This window comes from Microbaculum marinum, from assembly GCF_037855135.1.
Taxonomy (GTDB): Bacteria; Pseudomonadota; Alphaproteobacteria; order Rhizobiales; family Tepidamorphaceae; genus Microbaculum; species Microbaculum marinum.
Genome location: NZ_JAZHOF010000012.1, coordinates 105,287 through 122,245 on the forward strand (window position 1 = coordinate 105,287; position 16,959 = coordinate 122,245).

The following is a 16,959-nucleotide window of genomic DNA, read 5'->3' on the forward strand; positions in this document are numbered from 1 at the left end:
AAGCCGACCATGCTGGATGTCCTCTACAGACGACGCCTCGAGCGCGACCTGGACGCATGGCAAGAGCGCGGTCTGGTGACGCCGGAGGCCGCCGAAGAGATGCTCGCCTCCATCGGCCAGGAAGCGCGCCCCCGCACGGCGATCATCCTCGGGTTCCTCGGCGCGATCCTGATCGCCTTCAGCGCGATCGCCTTCGTGGCGGCCAACTGGGCGGACATGGCGCGTCCGTTCCGGCTCGGCCTGCTGGTCGCCGGGATGGCGGCCTGCTACGGCATCGCGGCGCTGATGTCGCTTGCCCGCCACCCATGGTTCGCGGACGCGGCGATCTTCGCGGGCTCGGCACTGTTCGGCGCATCGATCATGCTGGTGGCCCAGAGCTACCACATCTCGGGCGACTATCCCGACGCGCTGCTGATGTGGGGGGTCGGCGCCTTCATCGCGGCCCTGCTCGGCCCGTCACGCGCGTCGCTGCTGCTGGCGCTCGTCGTACTGTCCCTGTGGAGCTGGTACGAGGTCGTCGACTACGGGTGGATGGTCCACTGGCCCTACGTGGTCGCCGTCGTGCTGATCGGCGTCGTGGCGGGCGCCTGGCACTGGTCGTCGGGCATCCATCTCTCGGTGCTGGCGCTGGTCGGCTGGATCGTCGTCTCGGTGCTCAACTCCGCCTACGAGAACGACTGGTCGGCCGCCTCGTCGGTGTGCGTCGGCTGCGGCGCGGCACTGGTGTTCTTCGCGCTCGGCCGGTTTCTCTCCGCGCACGTCCACTGGACCAAGGCCTCGGCGTTCGGACCGGTCTTCGGGATCTACGGCCTGATCGGGTTCCTGGCGATGCTGATCCTGCTGCAGTTCGCAATCTTCGACAGCGGCATCCCCGACCTCGAGATCGACCGACCGCCGCTGATGGTGGCCGGCGTGCTGATTGCTCTCGCCGGACTGCTGCTCGCGATCACCCGGGCCGGCCTCCGCAGCATACTGCTCGACGGCGCCGTTCCCCTGGCGATGGGAATCGCCGCCATCGGGCTCAGCCTGGCCGCGGCGCGCAACGAGGCCTTCGCGGAGTCGCTCGGCATGCAGATCCTGCTGGGCGTGCTGGTGATGGTCGCCGGCGTCTGGACGGTCGCCTTCGGCAACAGGGTCGGCAGCCGCGCAGCCGCGACCTTCGGCCTTATCGCCTTCGCAGCGGAGGTCCTCTACCTCTACTTCGTGACGTTCGGCACGCTGCTCGACACGGCGGTGTTCTTCCTGACCGGCGGCATCCTGATGATCGCGCTGGCCGCCATCCTGGTGCGCCTGCAGCGACGGCTGACGCCCGCCGACGGAGGCGCACGCGCCGCCGGAGGGGCGCGGGCATGATGCGGCCGGGCATCCTCCTGCGGCTTCTCATCGTCCTGGTCCTGCAGACCGCCGCGCTCGGCTGGATGGTGCTCGACCGTGCCGAACTGCTGCGCAGCGGCACCGAGGTCACCCTGGCCGTCGTCCCCGTGGACCCGCGCGACCTGTTCCGCGGAGACTTCGTGCAGCTCGACTACGACATCACCACGCTGCGCCCGGGAATGATCGGCGGCGACACGGAATTCTCCGAGAACGATCACGTCTGGGTGGCGCTCGACACCAGCCTCAGCGGACCGGCCCAGCCGATCGGTATCTTCCGCCACCGGCCGCCGACGCTGCCGGAGCGGGCGGTCATACAGGGCCGGGTGCGGTCGGTCTACGAGGGCTCCTCGCCTGTCGACGACCCGGACGCCTGCCCCAGCCCCTGCCGCACGCTCAGGGTCGACTACGGCATCGAGCAGTACTTCGTCCCCGAAGGCGAAGGCCGCAACATCGAGAACCTGCGCGACGACAGCAGGGTCAACGTCGTGGTGGCGATCGGCGGCAAGGGCGAGGCGGCGATCAAGAAGCTGCTGATCGACGGGGTGGAGCGCTACGAGGAACCGCTCTTCTGATCGGGGCCATCGCCGCCCGGGCGATCGGGACCGCGCTCTTCTCCCGGCACCTGGTCTGACTGCACCTGGTCTGACTGCACCTGGTCTGGCCGCACCTGGTCTTCCGGCACCTGGTCTCCCGGCCCCTGGTCTCCCGGCCCCTGGTCTCCCGGCACCTGTTGCCATCGCGCCGAGTAGCGGGCCGTCCGCCAGTCGATGCCGGGATCATCGACAATCTGCCGGGACTTCGGGATATCGAACAGCGGAAACAGCAGGAGCCCCACCAGGAAGCCGCCGACATGGGCCTGCCAGGCGATCGCCGCGGACACGCCGGGCACGATGTCGGTCGCCCCGAAGACGTAGTTGACGGCGAACCAGACCCCCACGAAGGCGAGCACGCGGACGTCCCGGAAGGCGGCAACCAGCGACATCGCCGGCCGCCGCCAGCGGCGATCGTCGTCGCGGCCGGCGACGCCGAACATGACGTTGCGCTGGAAGGCGAACCGCGTCGCCGCGCCCATCTGCCCGGATATCGCCGCCGACGCCCCGATCATCGGCGCCACAGCACCCCAGTGGGTGATCAGGTGCAGGGCCGCGCCGCCGACCGCCGCGGCCAGCGACAGGGCGACGAACCTTGCGGCGCCGAACCGCCGCAGGACCGGCGTCCCGAAGGCGACCATCCAGGCGACGTTGACGCCGAGATGCACCCAGTCGCCGTGCAGGAAAGCGTAGCTGACGAAGGTCCAGACGTCGGCTCCGCCGCCGCCCGGCAGTTGACCGAACAGCTGCGCGCCGGCCGCATAGCGGGCCGGCACGAACCCGAACGCGAAGATCGCCCAGACGTCCGCCATCTCCGGCAGCAGCATCCGCACGATGTGGATTGCGGTGAGCAATACGGCGACCGCGACGATGGCCGCGGGGATGTTGAAGATGGGCTCGCGGCGATTCTGCACGGATGTTCCGGGACCTGGGGCTTCACACGGGCGGGGCGGCACCGCAGCACGTAACCCCGGATTTACCATTCCGGCAACCACCCGATTGGCAACGCGGTGTCAACCGGTGACACATCGTGGCCAGAGGCAGACATGCGGGACGGCTACGTGTACCGGGGCGAACGACACGGCGAGAGGCTGAAGCACACCGCCTGCCGCACGCTTTACGCCTATTGGGACCTTTTGAGGGCCGGACGGCCGGCTCCCCCGCGCGCCGATGTGGAGCCCGCCGAGATCGGCCGGATCCTGTCCGACACCTTCATCCTGGAAGTGCCGGACGCGGCGACCTTCGCCTACCGGCTGGCGGGCACCCGGGTCTGCGCCTGTTTCGGCCGCGAACTGAAGGGGGAGAACTGGCTGGCCGCATGGACGAACCGCGACCGCGAGACGCTGGCGACGCTGATGCTCAGCATCGTCCGCGACGGCGCGAGCGCGGCGATCGAATTCACCGGCACCAACGCGCACGGCCAGGCGACGCCCTTCGAGACGCTGCTGCTGCCGCTCAAGCATCGCGGCCCCGGCTACACGCGCATCCTCGGCGCCACCGTTCCGCTCGACGACCCCTACTGGCTCGGCGCCCATCCGCTGACCGACCTCGCGCTGACGCGGCTCAGGCTGATCTGGTCGCACGACGGCACCGACATGATCGGCAGCGATCCCGTCCGCGACCTCAGGCACCTGCTGCCGCTGCGCCGCCGCAAGCACCTCGCCCTGTACGACGGCGGCGTCAGCGACTGAGCCGAGGGCCGGATGCGGCGGCTGCGCCGGTATGTGGCGGCTTCGTCTGGCTTTACGCTGGGTCCCGGCGCGGAGGCCGGGACGTATGCTGAGTTTGAGGTGACGATCTCGCCATACGACAGGCTTACGCCCCGGCCCTGAGCCGGGGGCCAGCGTGACGAGCAGCCGAAGGCGCCATTTTTCTTGCTGCGGGTGACGGGTGCGGCACGCCCTCGTGGTTCGAGACGCGGGCCTTGCCCGATCCTCACCATGAGGCTTGGGGTGTGCCAAGGGGAGACGCAGGAAGAGCGGCGGCTTCGCCTGGCTTTACGCTGGGTCCCGGCGCGGAGGCCGGGACGTATGCTGAGTTCGAGGTGACGATCTCGCCATACGACAGGCTTACGCCCGGCCCTGAGTCGGGGCCTGGTAGCGGCCGTCGCCGGGGCGATGTCGGCGGCGGAAGTCGCAGCGGGCTGTGGGCTGGATACCGCGTCGGGCCCGGGTTGTAATCCGTGCTGTGGGCAAATGCTTTGCCATACGGAAGGCATACACCCCGGCCTTGAGCCGGGGTCCAGCGTAGCGAGCGGCCGAAGGCGCCATTTTTCTGGCTACGGGTGATGGTGCGGCACGCCCTCACCGTGAGGGCTTGGGAGACGGCGCGGGGAGTCCGCGGTGCCGTTTCACGGGTCGATAACCTTAGCGAGTCGTGAGTAGTTAATCGGCACTGAAGCAAACTTCACCAAATCCTTGATACAGATGCTCGAAATTCGCCGCGGCGGTTTTTTCTATCTAAAATTCTCTCTGCGACAGTCCCTCTCAACAACGAAATACAGGGACCGTCAAATGCGCATCTATATTGCAACCACGGCTTTGCTGCTCGGACTTCTCGGCACCAATGCCTCCGCCTCGCAGTTGTCGCCGACGCCGGGACAGGATTCGGCGGAAACCCGGATGTCGGAATACGCCGCGTCGCGGCCGCCGATCGGCTATGTCCAGTTCTGCAACGACAATCCGCGCGAATGCCGCTCGGGCTCGCCGATGCCGCAGCGCCTGGTGCTGACGCCGGCGCGGCTCAAGCAGCTCAACGAGGTCAACGACCTGGTCAACGAGGCGATCGCGCCGATCACCGACGAGGACCTCTACGGGGTCGCCGAGAAGTGGACCTACCCGCTCGACCGGGGCGACTGCGAGGACTACGTGCTCCTGAAGCGCCGCCTGCTGGCGGAACGCGGCTGGCCGCTGTCGTCGCTGCTGATCACGGTGGTGCGCGACACCAAGGGCGACGGCCACGCGGTGCTGACGGTCACGACGTCGGCGGGCGACCTGGTTCTCGACAATCAGGTGCCGGAAATCCACTTCTGGCGCGACACGCCCTACGATTTCCTCAAGCGGCAGTCGAAGACGGACCCGAATGCATGGGTTTCGCTGCGCTACGACGACTCGCAGTCGCAGTACTCGGTGGGCGGCACGCCGAACCGGTAGGCTGCGGGAGTCCCTGTTGCCCGGTCCGCACACACGGACCTGTCGGGGCCGGCCCTCACGGCGGGGGCCGGCTCCGGCCGTTTCAGACGGTCGTCACGTCGTGGACAGGCCCGCAGCGAAGCGCCGCGCATTGGCCGCGTAGTGCTCGGCGGAGACCTTCAGACCGGCGATCTCCTGCTCGGTCAACTGCCGCACTACCTTGGCGGGGGCGCCGATGGCGAGCGAACCGTCGGGGATCTCGCGGCCTTCCGGGACCAGCGCGTTGGCGCCGATCAGGCAGTTGCGGCCGATCCGCACGCCGTTGAGGACGGTGGCGCCCATGCCGACCAGCGAGCAGGCGCCGATCGTGCAGCCGTGCAGGATCGCCAGGTGGCCGATCGTGCAATCGGGACCGATCACCAGCGGAAAGCCCATGTCGGTGTGCAGGACGCAGTTGTCCTGCACGTTGGAGCGCTCGCCGATCTCGATCCACTCGTTGTCGCCGCGCAGCACGGCGCCGAACCAGACGCTGGCATCCTTCTTCAGCCGCACCTTGCCGATCGCGCAGGCACTGGGGGCGACCCAGTAGTCTCCGGCGCCCGGCAGGTCGGGCGCTACGCCGTCGAGTGTGTGGAGCGTCATCGCCGGTCCCCCAACTTCTTCGCCATTTCGTCACGGAGCCATCGCCGGACCGCCGGAAAGCGGCCTCAGGCGAGGTCGAAATCCAGGATCGCCATCTGGAAGTTGTAGGACAGATCCTCGTCCTCGTCGTCGCGGAAGATCACGCCGATGAACTCCTCGCCGATATAGACCTCGGCCGAATCGTCCTTCTGCGGACGCGCCTTCACCTGGATCGAGGGCAACTGGAAGGTCTTCTGGAGATAGGCTTCGAGCTTCTTGATTTCCGTGGGTTTCAAAGGTCCACCTTCTGTTAGTCATGCTTGCGGAAAAGGGCCGCCGGGCGGCCGCGCGTCCGGCACTCTTCTAGTGGCTGTCGGTCGCAAAGGGAACCGCCGCGCCTGTGGGAAACCGGCGGGCCGGCGGACGGTCAGGCGTCGCCGTCGCGTCCGTCGATCATCTGGTTCATCGACAGCGCCGGCTCCGAGCAGCCGGCCTGGCCGACGACCCGGGCGGGGACGCCTGCGACGGTGGAATGGGCCGGCACGTCCTTCAGCACCACCGAGCCGGCGGCGACGCGCGAGCACTCGCCGACCTCGATGTTGCCGAGGATCTTGGCGCCGGCGCCGATCAGCACGCCGTAGCGCACCTTGGGATGGCGGTCGCCGGTTTCCTTGCCGGTGCCGCCGAGCGTCACGCCGTGCAGGATCGACACCTCGTCCTCGATCACCGCCGTCTCGCCGACGACGAGGCCGTGGGCGTGGTCGAGAAAGATGCCGCGGCCGATGACGGCGGCGGGATTGATGTCGGCGCTGAAGGCGGCCGAGATGGTGCTCTGCAGGTAGAGCGCGAAGTCGCGGCGGCCGCTGCCCCATAGCCAGTGCGCCAGCCGGTAGCCCTGCAGGGCGTGGAAGCCCTTGAAGTAGAGCAGCGGCTCGACGTAGCGGTGGCAGGCCGGGTCGCGGTCGAAGACCGCCGAGAGGTCGGCGCGGAACGCCTCGCCGATCGCAGGGTCGGCGGCCAGCGCCTCCTCGAAGGCGTGCGCGATGAACTGGCTGCCGAGCGCCGAATGGTCGAGACGCGCCGACACCCGGCCGGCCACGGCGCCTTCCAGCGTGTCGTGGTTGAGCACGCTGTCCAGCACGAACGCGGTCAGCGCCGGCTCGCGCTCGGCGATCTCCTGGGCTTCCTCGCGGATGCGGCTCCAGATCGGATCGCAGGAGGCGATCCGCACGTCACGTTCCAGCCTGCTGGGATTGCTCGCCATGTTGGTCTCCCGTCGGGTCACCGGACAACCGGTCCGCGATGGACCGGCCTCCGCACCCTGCGGCGCCTTGCCGTCGCCGCGCACTGTGCAGTCACTCTAGCATATTTCGGGCAGCGGTCAGAAAAGGGAATAGCCGGCCTCGGCGGAACATTCGGGCCGCCGCCGCAGCCGATGAATCGCTTCGCGAGGTTCCCGGCCCAAACCGTTGCGGCGACTCATGTTTCAGGCCGCCTCGAGGCGCGACAGGAAGCCGAGGACGGCGTCGGCAAAGACGTCGTTCTTGTCGCCGGCGACCATGTGGCCGGCGCCGCTGACGTCGGCGAAGGCGGCATGCGGGACGAGCTCCAGGAACTCCCTGACATGCTCCTCCTCGACCAGTTCGCTCATCCGCCCGCGCACCAGCAGCGTCGGGATCGCGACCTGTCGGGCGGCCTCGACGAAGGGATTGACCGAGGGATCGCGGCCGCTGGAGATCGGCTTAGGACCGTCGATGAAGCGCGGATCCCAGTGCCAGCGATAGCGGCCGTCGTCGCCCAGGCGCAGGTTCTTGCGCAGGCCGTCGAGCGAGCGCGGCCGCGGCCGGTGCGGCAGGTACTCGGCGACCGCATCGGCGGCCTCCTCGAGGCTGCCGAAGCCGGCCTCCATCCGCGCTCCCATGAAATCGAGGATGCCGGCGACCCCGTTCGGGTTCATGCGCGGGGTCACGTCGACGAGCACCAGCGCGGCCATCGGCGGATCGTCCCGCTCGCCGGCGACGAGCAGCGACGACAGCCCGCCCATCGATGCGCCGATCACCACCGGCCGCATCCCGTACCGCGCCTCGACCTGCGCGTAGACCGCCGCGGCGTCGTCGGCGAAGTCGCGGAAGCTGTAGTTGCCGGGCCCGCTGCGGTCGCTGTCGCCGTGGCCGCGCTGGTCGACGGTGATGGCGCGCCAGCCGGACCTGGCCAGCCGCTCCGCGGTGCCGCCCCAGGAATGCCGGGTCTGGCCGCCGCCGTGCATCAGCACGGCAACGGGTCCGCTGCCGTGGCCGAACACGTCCGCGGCGAGGCGGTTGTTCTCGGTCCCGACGAACGCTACGGGCTCACTGTCGGCCATGTCCGCTCACGCATCTTCCTTCAGGAATTCCAGGACGGCGGCCTTGTAGGTGCGGTCGCCGACCGCCTTCATATGGTCCCTGCCCTCGATATGGAATGCCCGGGCATTCGGAATCAGATCGACCAGGTCGTCGGGAGTGCCGGCGACCGGATCGTCGGTGCCGACGGCGACCAGGATCGGCATGTGCAGCATCGCCAGGACCTCCGGGGTGATCTTCGCACGGGCCGACCTCAGGCAGGTGGCCAGCGCCTTGCGGTCGCTGCCGGTCTGCTCGGCGAAGGACCGGAAGGCGCGCCCGACGGGATCCTTGACGTCCTCGAGCGCCGGCGCCTCGAGCGCGGCGGCGATCGGCTCGGGGGATCCGACGCCGGTGACCATGCGGATGCCCAGACCGCCGAAGATCGCGCTGCGCACCCGGGCGGGATGGTTGACCGCCAGAAACGCGGTGATCCGCGCGCCCATCGAATAGCCCATCACGTCGGCCCGATCGATCGACAGGTGGTCGAGAAGCCGGCGGGCGTCCTCCGCCATCAGCGGGGCGCCGTAGTTCGACAGCCCGTACAGCTTCTCGCTCTGGCCGTGGCCGCGGTTGTCGAAGGCGACGACGCGGCGGCCGTCCTTCCGCAACGCATCGACCCAGCCGGTCGACACCCAGTTCACCTCGACATTCGAAGCGAAGCCGTGAATCAGCAGGATCGGCGGCTCGTCGGCGCTGCCTTCGTCGATATAGGCGATGTCGACGCCGTCCGACTTGAAGTGGCGCATGTCCATGGATGGGTTCCCCTATCATTCGCGAACTTCCGCTTACGCAAAGGGAAGCCCGGCCGCCATCTTAGACCCGGTCGACCGCGTTTCGGCAAGTGACACTATGAACGGGGCTGCTATGCGTCTATGGTCGCCCCGATCCGAATTGAGACACGGGACGGCACGGCATGGCGGACAATATCATTCCGCATTTCCACAACACCGGCGGCTATTCGTCGATCCGAATCGGCGCGCGCGAATTCCAGTGCATCGGCGCCCTGCCGCCCTTCGACCATCCACACGTGTTCCTGGACCTCGGGGACGAGGACGAGATCGTCTGTCCCTACTGCTCGACACACTACAAGTACGACGCGGGCCTGACGGCCGGCCAGGCCGAGCCTGTCGATAGCGTGTGGCGGGCCGACGCGGCCTGATCCGACCCCGGGGAACGCGCGGCGCATGGCCGCAGACAGACACATCGCGATAGCCGGCGGCGGGATCGCCGGCCTCATCTCCGCCCTGTCGGTCGCCGGACCGGGGATGCGCGTCACCGTCTTCGAGCAGGCGGGCCGGCTGGAAGAGGTCGGGGCCGGATTGCAGGTCTCGCCAAACGCCTGGCGGGTCCTGGAGGCCCTCGGCCTCGCCGAGACCGTCCTTCGCCTGTCGGTCGCGCCCGCGGCGATCCGCATGCGCCGCGGCAGCGACGGCCGCACCATCGCCCGCATGCCGCTCGGCGGCCAGGCCGAGCGGCGCTGGGGGGCGCCATACCGCGTCATCCATCGCGCCGACCTGCAGGACACCCTGGTTGCGGCTCTTGAGGCCAACCCGAACGCCGGGCTCCGGCTCGGCACCCGCATCGACGGCTTCAGGCTCGGCGGTGTCCTCGACGACGGCGTCCAGATATCGGTCGACGGCGACCTGGCGGGCCGCTTCGACGGGCTGGTCGGGGCCGACGGCCTGTGGTCCAGCATCCGCGCGCAGATCGCCGACGAAGGCGATCCCGTCTATTCGGGGAAGGTCGCCTGGCGCGCCACGATCGCCGCCGACCAGGTACCGCACGGGATCGATCCAGACGAGACCGGCCTGTGGCTCGGCCGCGACGCCCATCTGGTCCACTACGGCGTTCGCGCCGGCGAGGAGGTCAACGTCGTGGCGATCTTCGCCGACCACTGGAGCGAACCGGGCTGGAGCGCGCCGGGCCGCCGCGGCGACGTGATCGCGCGCTACGCCGACTGGAGCCCGCTGGCGCAGGCCGTGGTCGCCGCGCCGAAGCGGTGGGTCAAATGGGCACTCGCCGACCGGCCGCCGCTGTCGCGCTGGGGCGTCGGTCCGGTGACGCTGGCCGGGGACGCCGCCCACCCGATGCTGCCGTTCCTCGCCCAGGGGGCGGCGATGGGGATCGAGGACGGCCACGTGCTGGGCCAGGCGCTGGCCGGCGCCGACGACGTCGAGGCGGCGTTCCGCCGCTACGAGAACCGCCGCATGGCGCGCACCGCCCGCGTCCAGCGCGGCGCCCGCGCCAACGGCGACATCTACCACCTCGGGGGCATCGCCGGCCGCGCCCGCGACGCCGCCATGGGCGTCATGGGCCCGGACCGGCTGCTGGCGCGCTTCGACTGGCTGTACGGCTGGGGCCGGCCGGCGGCGGAGGACTGAGCGGGACCGGTCAGATCCAGTCGTTGCGCCGGGTTCCCGCTTTGGCGGGAATGAGCGGCGGGGGAAATGGACGCTCGCCGGACGGCCGATGCAACGTTGCGTCAAGAGCGAAGCGCGGCGGGACGCGGCACGACGGCTCCCGGATTGCGCTGCCGCTCCATCCGGGCTACGGCGCCCCCCCCCCCCGCGCTCGGATTCGGGACTCGGGCGTTCGCCCCTGCAAAGGCGTTGCTTTCGCTGCCGCTACGCGGCCCTGCCCCGGCCCTCGGCGCCCGGCGCTCCGCTTGAGCGGAGCGCGTTTCCGCCCTGCGGAAGCGTTGCTTCCGCTGCCGGCTTCGCCGGCACCGGGCTCCAACCCTCGGGCGTTCGCCCCTGCGAAAGCGTTGCTTTCGCTGCCGCTACGCGGCACCGGGGCTCACCCCCCTCTCCAACTCTCCCCCACAAGGGGGGAGAGGGTCCCTTGGAGCAGCCGCCCGTCGCAAACAGATGCATCGGTTCCTGCTACGCGGCGGAACTAGGTCGTTGTCTCCGCACTAGCGCCTTGCGCCCGCTCTCCTCCCAGGGAGAGGGTCCCTTGGAGCAGCCGCCCGTCGCAAACAGATGCGTCGGTTCCTGCTACGACGGCGGAATTAGGTCGTTGTCTCCGCACCAGCGCCTTGCACCCGCTTGTCTCGCAGGGAGAGGATCCCTTGGAGCAGCCGCCCGTCGCAAACAGATGCGTCGGTTCCTGCTACGCGGCGGAATTACGTCGTTGTCTTCGCGCCAGCGCATTGCGCCCGCTTTCCTCCCAGGGAGAGGGTCCTTGGAGCAGCCGCCCGTCGAGATTCGATAGGTCGGTTCCGGCTACGCGGTCAAACTATGCCGCTGTTTCCACAACCAGCGCCTTGCGCCCCTCTCCCCCCCTTGTGGGGGAGAGTTGGAGAGGGGGTCCGGCGCAGCCGGGCGGCTCGATGCCGGCCGGGTGCGCACCTGGTCTCTACTCGATCAGCAGGCTGTCGTCGTCGATGTCCTGGCCGCGGACCTTGCGGAACATGTGGATCAGGTCCTCGACGTCGAGGTTGCGGCGCTCGTCGCCGGCGACGTCGAGGATGACCCGGCCTTCGTGCAGCATCACGGTGCGGTCGCCCATGTCGAGGGCCTGGCGCATCGAGTGGGTGACCATGAGCGTGGTGACGCCGGTCTCGGCGACGACGCGGCGGGTCAGGTCGAGCACGAACTCGGCCATCGCCGGATCGAGCGCGGCGGTGTGCTCGTCGAGCAGCAGCACGTTGGCCTGCGCCATCGTCGCCATCACCAGCGACAGCGCCTGCCGCTGGCCGCCCGACAGCAGCGCCATCTGGTCCTCGAGCCGGCCTTCCAGGCCGAGGCCGAGTTCCTTCAGGCGGTGGCGGAACATCTCGCGGCGGGCCCGGCCGATGGCGAGGCCGAAACCGCGGCGGCTGCCGCGCGCATCGGCGAGCGCGAGATTCTCCTCGATGGTGAGGCGGCCGCAGCTTCCCGCCAGCGGATCCTGGAAGACCCGGGCGATGCGCCCTGCCCGCGCCGCGGTCGGCTGGCGGGTGACGTCGACCCCGGCGATCTCGATGCGTCCGGCCTGCGGCAGCACGTCGCCGGCGATCGCCGCCAGCAGGGTCGACTTGCCGGCCCCGTTGGAGCCGATGACGGAGACGAACTGGGACTCGCCGGCGATGAAATCGACGCCGGACAGCGCCTTCTTCTCGAGCGGCGTGCCCTTGCCGAAGACGACCTCCAGGCCTGTGACGCGGATCATGCTTCGGCCTTCCGTCCCCTGAGCCTGGGCAGGATCAGGGCGATGGCGACCAGAACCGCCGTCACCAGGTTGAGGTCGGAGGCCTGCAGCCCGACAGCATCGGCAGACAGGGCGAACTGGATCGCCAGCCGGTACAGCACGGAGCCGACGACGCAGCCGATCAGGGCGATGACGATGGTGCGCGGCCGGAACAGCGTTTCGCCGACGATCACGGCGGCCAGGCCGACGACGATGGTGCCGATGCCGGTGGTGACGTCGGCGAAGCCGTTGGTCTGGGCAAACAGCGCCCCGGCGAGGCCGACGAGGCCGTTGGCGATCGCCATGCCGACATAGATGTGGACGGCGGTCTTGACCCCCTGCGCCCGGGCCATCCTGGGATTGACGCCGGTCGCCCGCATGGCGAGGCCGAAATCGCTGCGCAGGAACCGGGCGACCAGCCAGACGACGATCGCGACGATGACCAGAACGACAAGCGGCCGGACGTAGTGGCCGGCGAGCCCGAGGCCGTAGAATGGCGACAGCACGGTGTCCTGGTTGATCAGGGCGACGTTCGGCCGGCCCATGATCCTGAGGTTGATCGAGAACAGCGCGATCATCGTCAGGATCGAGGCGAGCAGGTGCAGGATGCCGAAGCGCTGATTGAGGAACGCGGTGACAAGGCCGGCGGCCGCGCCGGCCAGGATCGAGGCGAGGCAGGCCGTCCACGGATCGATGCCGCTGGTGATGATCACCGCCGCCACCGCCGCGCCGAGCGGGAAGCTGCCGTCGACCGTCAGGTCGGGAAAATCGAGGATCCGGAACGCCAGGAACACGCCGATGCCGACCAGCGCGTAGACCAGGCCGATCTCGACGGCGCCGAGAAACGCGATTTCACTCATAGCCGGGGACTTCGCTCAGGCAGCCGGGCCGGCCGCAGCCGCGGCCGGCCCGCAACCGCGTGCTACTGGACCACCGTATTGGCGCGACCGATCACGGCCTCGGGGATGGTCACGCCCATCTTCTTGGCCGCAGCCGGATTGACGACCAGATTGGTGCCCATCGCCTGCTTGACCGGAATCGATCCCGGCTTCTCGCCCTTCAGCACCTTGACGACGATGTCGGCGGTCTGCAGGCCGATGTCGTAGTAGTTGAACCCGATCGCGGCGATCGCGCCCCGCGGCACCGAATCGGTGTCGCCGGCAAACAGCGGGATCGAGTTCTCCTCGGCCACCTTGACCGCCGCCTCGAGCGCCGAGACGACCGTGTTGTCGGTGGGGATGTAGATGACGTCGACCTCGCCGACCAGCGAGCGGGCCGCCTGCTGGACGTCGGCGGTCTTGGTGGCGACCGCCTCCTTGAGCTCGAATCCGGCCGGACCGGCGAGTTCCTTGAGCTTCTCGATCAGCGAGACCGAGTTCGGCTCGCCGGAATTGTAGATGACGCCGATGGTCTTGGCGTCCGGCGTCACTTCCTTGATCAGCGCCAGGTGATCGGCCAGCGGCGACAGGTCCGACACGCCGGTGACATTGCCGCCGGGCATCGCCGCGTCGCTCACCAGCTCGGCCCCGACCGGATCGGTCACCGCGGTGAACACCACCGGAATGTCCTTGGTCGCCGCCACCACGGCCTGGGCGGAGGGCGTCGAGATCGGCACGATGATGGTCGGGTTGTCGCCGACGAACTTGCGGGCGATCTGCGCCGCCGTCGCCGGGTTGCCCTGCGCCGTCTCGTAGACGAAGGTCAGGTTCTCGCCGACCTTGTAGCCGGCGTCCGAAAGCCCGTCGCGGATGCCGTCGCGCGCGGCATCGAGCGCGGGATGCTCGACGATCGCGGTCACCGCGACGGTGACGTCTTCCGCCATCGCCGGTGCGGCGAACAGGCCTAGTGCCGCAGCCGCGGCCAGATATGTGCGCATTCAGTCCTCCCGTTGTCGCCCGGCGGCCCCCACGCCGCCGGCGCCTACTGCAGTTGTCGAACACCGACGCGCGGCAGGAGTCAACAGCAGACGTGAGGCTCAGCCCCGCCAGAAGTCCGGGTCGAGCAGGACGATCAGGGTGAACAGCTCGAGCCGGCCGAGCAGCATCGCCGCCGACAGCACCCATTTGGCCGGATCGGGCACCGAGGCATAGTTGCCGGAGGGGCCGACGACCGGCCCGAGGCCTGGCCCGACATTGCCGATCGCCTGGGCGGCCGACGACAGCGCCGTGACGAAGTCGAGGCCGGTCGCCGCCAGCAGCAGCGTGAACAGGCCGGTGGTGCCGATATAGACGGCCAGGAATGCCAGCACCGAGGACGGCACGTCCGGGGGAAGCCGCCGGCCGCCGTAGCGCATGGTGACGACGCGGTTGGGGATGACGAGACGGCGGATGTGCGAGCGCACGATGATCGACAGCACCTCGAAGCGGTAGATCTTGATGCCGCCGGCCGTCGAGCCGCTGCAGCCGCCGACGAAGGTCAGGAGGAAGAACAGGCCGACGGCGAGCGTTCCCCACAGCGTGTAGTCGCCGTCGACGAAGCCGGTCGTGGTGACGATCGAGACGACGTTGAACATCGCCAGCCGCACACTCTCGCCGACGCCGAGGCCGGTGGTGCGCGACAGCCAGACGCCCAGCAGCAGCCCGACGACCACGACGAAGGTGACGAAGGTGCGGATCTGGCTGTCGTGCCAGAGCCCGGCCGGCGCCCCCTTGATCGCCTTGATGTAGGCGACGAAGGGCAGCGCGCCGGCCATCATGAAGACGATGGCGAACCAGTCGACACGGGCGGACTGGTAGTGGCCGAACGAACTGTCGTAGTTCGCGAAGCCGCCGGTCGAGACCGTGCTCATGGCGTGGCACATGGCGTCGAACGGCGTCATGCCGGCGAACATGTAGCAGACGGCGCAGGCGACCGTCAGGCCGACATAGATGGAGCCGATGAAGCCGACCAGATGCAGCGGCCGGGCGACGATCTTCTCGGACCGGTCGGAGCTTTCGGCGTGGAACAGCTGCATGCCGCCGACGCGCAGGAACGGCAGGATGATGATCGCCATGACGACGATGCCGATGCCGCCGATCCACTGCAGCAGCGCCCGCCACAGCAGGATGCCCGGCGGCAGCGTGTCGAGGCCGACGATCACCGTCGAGCCGGTCGTCGTGAAGCCCGACACCGCCTCGAACAGCGAATCGTCGTAGTCGAGCCCGAGGCCCAGGAACGGCAGCGCCGAGAAGGCCGACAGCGAGATCCAGACCACCGCCGTGGTCAGGAAGGCGTGGCGCACCGACAGCCGCATCGCGCCGCCGCCCCTGGTGGCCAGCGCCATCAGCGAGCCGAACGTCCAGGTGAAGATCGCCGAGACGACGAATATCTGCCAGTCCGGATTGCCGCGCACCGCATCGAACAGCGCCGGCAGCAGCATGGCGATGCCGAGGCCGGCGATCAGCAGCCCGGTCACGTGCAGCACTGGAGACAGGAACTTCACCAGACGACCCCGATGTTGCCGGAGACAAAGGCGCAGATACCGATCCAGGTCTCATGCGGTCACGCCACGGCCGGCGCCTTCCTTACATCGAAAAAGCCGCCGCGACGATTCCCTTGGCCGCGCCAGGCAGACGCACCGGACGACGGCGCCGGCGCGCCGGTGTTCGGATCCGCCGGAGGGCATCGACGGCCGGGGGCCGGAGGCGGGCCGGGCCTGCCGAGGCCTGAGAAATTCGCCGGGCAGCACGGTTGCCCTTGCGGATAGCAAATGCCACGGTGCCGCTTCGGCAAACCCCAAAAGGGCTGGCTGTGAACTGGTTCGACCGGACGATTGCTTGGCTTGAAGACCAAGAGGATCGGCGTCCCTATCAGATGCTGCTGTGCTACTTTGCCGTCCTGCTGATCCTCACCGTCTGCATCATATCCCTTGTCGGCTAGAAGTCGTTGACCCGCCAGCGGTTGTGGTGTTCGCTATACCGGCGAACGGTCCCTACCTCCCGCCACGGACCTTACCGGGCGGGGGTTCGCACGGAGGCGAGATGAACCACATCGGCGGTGGCGTCGCGCAGCTGCGGATCATCGACGAAGAACATGCCAACGCGGTGAAGCGTCTGTTCCTGTCGACCCAGAGCGGCGCAAGGAGCTTCAGCCTGAACGGTCGGACCTGGCAGTTCGACACCCACAACTGGAAAATGCTCAACGGCGAAATAGGCTCGGTCGTGCCCATCGTCCCGGTACAGGGCGAGCCTTCCCTCAAGCTCACGGCGAAGGAAGAGCACCGGATAGTGCGCGGCCAGTGGACGTGACGCGACGGTCCTGCGGCCGACCGGCGGCGACAACGTCCCTCCAAGCCGGGCTCGATGCCGCCGGTCGATGCCCCTGGGTGTCACGGCCCCTCCAACCGGGCGGACGCGTGCCTTCCCGGCCTGGAACCTTCGGTATCTGACATCCTTGCCGGGAACGCTTTGGCGATCAGCCCGATTATATGGGGAGGATCAGCCTGGAGGTTCTTGTCATGTCGGCCAACTGGATCCCGATCGGGGCTGGAGTCATGGCGCTGCTGCTGATGGCAGTGGTGGTATGGCATGCAGTGAAGACCGCACGGCGCAAGCCGAAGGAGCAGAATCCTGTCAAGAATCCCTGAGCAGGGGACGAGCGGACCGTGCAGGGGCCGCCGCCGATCCCCGCGGCCGGCGCATGACAGCGATCGGCACCTTAGGTCGGAGGCGCGGGAAACGAATGCTGCCGGCGGCAGCCGGCTCGATGTGGGTG

General features: G+C 68.8%; 18 protein-coding genes. 8 read left to right on the forward strand and 10 right to left on the reverse strand.

Annotated elements, in window-relative coordinates; all coding sequences use genetic code 11:
• Window positions 1-9 precede the first annotated feature (9 nt).
• Both V3328_RS23840 and V3328_RS23845 read left to right on the forward strand, forming a co-directional pair.
• Window positions 10-1,353, forward strand: coding sequence for a DUF2157 domain-containing protein (locus V3328_RS23840; RefSeq protein WP_340332231.1), 1,344 nt, complete (start codon window positions 10-12; stop codon window positions 1,351-1,353).
• Window positions 1,350-1,946 (forward strand): GDYXXLXY domain-containing protein, encoded by a 597-nt coding sequence (locus tag V3328_RS23845; RefSeq protein ID WP_340332232.1) that lies wholly within the window; start codon window positions 1,350-1,352, stop codon window positions 1,944-1,946. Before V3328_RS23840 ends, V3328_RS23845 begins: the two co-directional genes overlap by 4 nt.
• On the opposite strand, the gene V3328_RS23850 is transcribed toward V3328_RS23845, so the two are convergent.
• The gene (locus V3328_RS23850; RefSeq protein ID WP_340332233.1) at window positions 1,925-2,878 is read right to left on the reverse strand and encodes a rhomboid family intramembrane serine protease; all 954 of its coding nucleotides are present in this window, start codon (window positions 2,876-2,878) and stop codon (window positions 1,925-1,927) included. The two genes, V3328_RS23845 and V3328_RS23850, sit on opposite strands and share 22 nt — an antisense overlap.
• A gap of 132 nt (window positions 2,879-3,010) precedes the next feature.
• Between V3328_RS23850 and V3328_RS23855 the strand changes: the two genes are divergently transcribed.
• Both V3328_RS23855 and V3328_RS23860 read left to right on the forward strand, forming a co-directional pair.
• Entirely contained in the window at window positions 3,011-3,655 is a 645-nt protein-coding gene (locus V3328_RS23855; RefSeq protein ID WP_340332234.1) for a PAS domain-containing protein, read from the forward strand.
• 822 nt (window positions 3,656-4,477) lie between these two features.
• On the forward strand, window positions 4,478-5,116 hold the full coding sequence (locus tag V3328_RS23860; RefSeq protein ID WP_340332235.1) for a transglutaminase-like cysteine peptidase: 639 nt from the start codon (window positions 4,478-4,480) through the stop codon (window positions 5,114-5,116).
• Window positions 5,117-5,209: 93 nt separating this feature from the next.
• On the opposite strand, the gene V3328_RS23865 is transcribed toward V3328_RS23860, so the two are convergent.
• From V3328_RS23865 to V3328_RS23885, 5 genes are all read right to left on the reverse strand, one after another.
• Complete coding sequence (locus tag V3328_RS23865; protein ID WP_340332236.1) at window positions 5,210-5,737, reverse strand: gamma carbonic anhydrase family protein; 528 nt, start codon at window positions 5,735-5,737, stop codon at window positions 5,210-5,212.
• Between the two features lie 65 nt (window positions 5,738-5,802).
• Window positions 5,803-6,012 carry a DUF3126 family protein gene (locus tag V3328_RS23870; RefSeq protein WP_340332237.1) on the reverse strand — a complete coding sequence of 70 codons (210 nt, stop codon included), beginning with the start codon at window positions 6,010-6,012 and terminating at the stop codon, window positions 5,803-5,805.
• A gap of 131 nt (window positions 6,013-6,143) precedes the next feature.
• Complete coding sequence (cysE, locus tag V3328_RS23875; protein ID WP_340332238.1) at window positions 6,144-6,980, reverse strand: serine O-acetyltransferase; 837 nt, start codon at window positions 6,978-6,980, stop codon at window positions 6,144-6,146.
• 222 nt (window positions 6,981-7,202) lie between these two features.
• Complete coding sequence (locus V3328_RS23880; protein WP_340332239.1) at window positions 7,203-8,078, reverse strand: alpha/beta fold hydrolase; 876 nt, start codon at window positions 8,076-8,078, stop codon at window positions 7,203-7,205.
• A gap of 6 nt (window positions 8,079-8,084) precedes the next feature.
• A complete protein-coding gene (locus V3328_RS23885) occupies window positions 8,085-8,843 on the reverse strand; it encodes an alpha/beta fold hydrolase (RefSeq protein ID WP_340332303.1) in 759 nt (252 codons plus the stop codon).
• Window positions 8,844-9,010: 167 nt separating this feature from the next.
• On the opposite strand from V3328_RS23885, the gene V3328_RS23890 reads away from it, so the two are divergent.
• Together V3328_RS23890 and V3328_RS23895 are read left to right on the forward strand one after the other, a co-directional pair.
• Complete coding sequence (locus tag V3328_RS23890; protein WP_340332240.1) at window positions 9,011-9,256, forward strand: zinc-finger domain-containing protein; 246 nt, start codon at window positions 9,011-9,013, stop codon at window positions 9,254-9,256.
• 25 nt (window positions 9,257-9,281) lie between these two features.
• Window positions 9,282-10,478: an FAD-dependent monooxygenase gene (locus V3328_RS23895; protein ID WP_340332241.1), complete on the forward strand. Its 1,197-nt coding sequence runs from the start codon at window positions 9,282-9,284 to the stop codon at window positions 10,476-10,478.
• Window positions 10,479-11,454: 976 nt separating this feature from the next.
• On the opposite strand, the gene V3328_RS23900 is transcribed toward V3328_RS23895, so the two are convergent.
• The 4 genes from V3328_RS23900 to V3328_RS23915 all read right to left on the reverse strand — a co-directional run bounded on the left by V3328_RS23900 (window position 11,455) and on the right by V3328_RS23915 (window position 15,688).
• Window positions 11,455-12,249: an ABC transporter ATP-binding protein gene (locus V3328_RS23900; RefSeq protein ID WP_340332242.1), complete on the reverse strand. Its 795-nt coding sequence runs from the start codon at window positions 12,247-12,249 to the stop codon at window positions 11,455-11,457.
• On the reverse strand, window positions 12,246-13,127 hold the full coding sequence (locus V3328_RS23905) for an ABC transporter permease (protein WP_340332243.1): 882 nt from the start codon (window positions 13,125-13,127) through the stop codon (window positions 12,246-12,248). The genes V3328_RS23900 and V3328_RS23905 overlap by 4 nt, the downstream gene beginning before the upstream one ends.
• 62 nt (window positions 13,128-13,189) lie before the next feature.
• A complete protein-coding gene (locus tag V3328_RS23910; RefSeq protein ID WP_340332244.1) occupies window positions 13,190-14,143 on the reverse strand; it encodes an ABC transporter substrate-binding protein in 954 nt (317 codons plus the stop codon).
• Between the two features lie 99 nt (window positions 14,144-14,242).
• Window positions 14,243-15,688 carry a TrkH family potassium uptake protein gene (locus V3328_RS23915; protein ID WP_340332245.1) on the reverse strand — a complete coding sequence of 482 codons (1,446 nt, stop codon included), beginning with the start codon at window positions 15,686-15,688 and terminating at the stop codon, window positions 14,243-14,245.
• A 538-nt stretch (window positions 15,689-16,226) separates the two neighbouring features.
• On the opposite strand from V3328_RS23915, the gene V3328_RS23920 reads away from it, so the two are divergent.
• Together V3328_RS23920 and V3328_RS23925 are read left to right on the forward strand one after the other, a co-directional pair.
• The gene (locus V3328_RS23920; protein ID WP_340332246.1) at window positions 16,227-16,493 is read left to right on the forward strand and encodes a hypothetical protein; all 267 of its coding nucleotides are present in this window, start codon (window positions 16,227-16,229) and stop codon (window positions 16,491-16,493) included.
• Between the two features lie 209 nt (window positions 16,494-16,702).
• Window positions 16,703-16,831 carry a hypothetical protein gene (locus tag V3328_RS23925; protein ID WP_340332247.1) on the forward strand — a complete coding sequence of 43 codons (129 nt, stop codon included), beginning with the start codon at window positions 16,703-16,705 and terminating at the stop codon, window positions 16,829-16,831.
• The last annotated feature ends 128 nt before the right edge of the window (window positions 16,832-16,959 follow it).